At 43.0% G+C, this 1752-nt stretch carries 1 protein-coding gene and 2 pseudogenes; all 3 read left to right on the top strand.

Annotated features, from left to right (window positions below; translation table 11 throughout):
- Positions 1 to 270 (top strand): annotated as a pseudogene (locus tag ACFIK3_RS09050) (lytic transglycosylase); the annotation flags it as partial.
- Between the two features lie 12 nt (positions 271 to 282).
- Positions 283 to 1284 carry a phage tail protein gene (locus ACFIK3_RS09045; RefSeq protein ID WP_375676587.1) on the top strand — a complete coding sequence of 334 codons (1002 nt, stop codon included), beginning with the start codon at positions 283 to 285 and terminating at the stop codon, positions 1282 to 1284.
- Between the two features lie 8 nt (positions 1285 to 1292).
- Positions 1293 to 1752, top strand: a pseudogene (locus ACFIK3_RS09040) (phage tail protein); the annotation flags it as partial.

Below are 1752 nucleotides of genomic sequence, written 5' to 3'. Positions count from 1 at the left end.
AGCAATGCGGTTGGCTTGAATGGTGGAAACAATGCTATGCGTGCAAGTGATTTTGTCAACCGTGTATTACAGATGTATGGTGGGCAGCCTCATAGAGCAAGTCCTACAGCGCATGGTGGCATTAGAAATAGAGACAACTTGTTAGAGGTTTTAAGGGCATTATTAGCATCACAAGAAGAGGCTTCGGAAGAAGAAGAGAGTGATGAAGATGATAATCCTTTGATGACGCAATTCATGCGGGCGTTTTACGGACCATTTTACCGGAATTAGGATTTATGAGAGATGTCAACGATCTATGATTGGTCGCTTAGAGCGGCGGATAATACGCGTTCTGATAATTTGATTGATTGGTCCGAAGGACAGTATCCTAGCAGTGTGAATACGAGCGCCCGTGTGATGATGCAGCGCGTAAAGGAATACTTGTCAGACACGGGTGGAGAGCTTGAAGGCATTGTGACAAATGATCATGTCCAACAAACGAGTGTGATAAGACTTGCAAGCACTTCACAGTTTTTAGAGTATAAGAATGGTATCGTTTTGCGCTTTATGGCGACGGGCAGGAATGTTGGAGCGACCACGATTGTCTTAAATGCTTTAGATGGCAAGCCGGTTTATAAGGCAACGGAAACGGGTTTATCGCTTTTATCAGGGGGCGAAATCCAACAAGGGTGCATTTATACATTGTTTTATAATGGAGATCATTGGCATCTTGTTAATCCTACCTCTATCCCTTTAGAAGAAGAAAGCAGTCTTTATCCCACGGGTTTTATAGGAACGTTTGGAATGCGTGGGATTCCAAAGGATTGGTTAATTTGCGATGGGAAGGCTTATTTACGTCGTGATTATCGTGATTTATTTGAGACGATAGGCACGGTTTGGGGAGAGGGGGATGGCGTTACGACGTTTAATGTTCCCGATTTTCGAGGAATGTTTTTACGGGGGTTTGATGGAGGGCGCAATATTGATGAAGGGCGTTCTTTTGCAAGTGTGCAAACAGATTTAATCGAGTCGCATCAACATCAAGGACAGAGCCTTTCGATGTCTCATTTTACCAGCAACGAAAACTTTTGGGATGGGAATACGACAGATGTATTGGGCTATCGTCTAGGCTTGTTTGGGGGAAGCTCTCTAGCGAATTTTATGGGTATAGAGCGTGAGAATTTAAGGAGTCACGTTGCAAGTCCTTATACTCTTGATGAGAACCAAGAGGTTGTTTTGGAGAGCACTGGTGAAGGCGAGACGCGTCCAGTTAATGTGAGTGTTCTGTTTGCGATTAAGACATGAGGTGTAAGATGTCGACGATCTATGATTGGTCTTTAAATGCCTCCTTGAATGCCTATTGTGATGATTTAATAGATTGGTCAAAAGGACAACGTCCTAGTAGTCTGAATAATAGTGCTCGTGTGATGATGCAGCGTGTGCGTGAATATTTATCCGATACGAGTGGTGTGATTGAAAGCACTTTTACGGTTGATGCTGAACAGCAGACGACGTTGATAAGACTTCAAAGCCAATCGCAATTTTTAGAGTATAAGAATGGGATATCAATTTGTTTTAAAGCGAAGGGTAAGAATGTTGGGGAAACCGCAATTGCCTTGAATGATTTAGCTGCTAAACCTGTTTATAAGGCGACGGAATTAGGCATTCGTGCATTATCTGGAGGTGAACTTCAAAGGGGGTGCATTTATAGCTTGGTTTATAGGGATCATGCTTGGCATGTTTTAAATCCTACGCCTCTCTCTTTATCACAAG

The organism is Bartonella sp. CB10SXKL (assembly GCF_042195515.1).
GTDB lineage: Bacteria > Pseudomonadota > Alphaproteobacteria > Rhizobiales > Rhizobiaceae > Bartonella.
This window is presented reverse-complemented; position numbering and strand designations above follow the sequence as displayed.